At 55.5% G+C, this 321-nt stretch carries 1 protein-coding gene; it reads right to left on the bottom strand.

Features of this window, described 5'->3' with window-relative positions; all coding sequences use genetic code 11:
* Nucleotides 1-321, bottom strand: a 321-nt coding sequence (locus ACFZPT_RS26600) for a SpoVR family protein (protein WP_379559113.1), incomplete at both ends; no start/stop codon positions are given.

Here is a 321-nt window from a genome sequence, read left to right as displayed (position 1 = left end):
GCCAGGGCTCCAGCAGCGGCGCGTGTTTTTCGAGGAAATACAGGATGTTTTGCTGGGGTTCGGCGGGGCAGCGCGCATTATCCTTATCGTTATTTTTGCCGGCGCGTTTTGGAATAGTGCGCCATAGATCATTGATCTGTTTCTGCAAATGCTCTTCGCGCTCTTTCTGGCGCAGGCGCTCTTCCTCGGCGGAAATCGGATAAGGCCGTTTGTAGCTGTCGACCCCGTAGTTCATCAGGGCATGGCATGAGTCGAGCAGATCCTCCACAGCATCGATGCCGTGCCGCTCCTCGCATTGCATGATGTACTGCTTGGCGAACA

This window comes from Pseudomonas sp. MD330_10 (assembly GCF_042610415.1).
GTDB classification, from domain to species: Bacteria; Pseudomonadota; Gammaproteobacteria; order Pseudomonadales; family Pseudomonadaceae; genus Aquipseudomonas; species Aquipseudomonas rhodesiae.
This window is presented reverse-complemented; position numbering and strand designations above follow the sequence as displayed.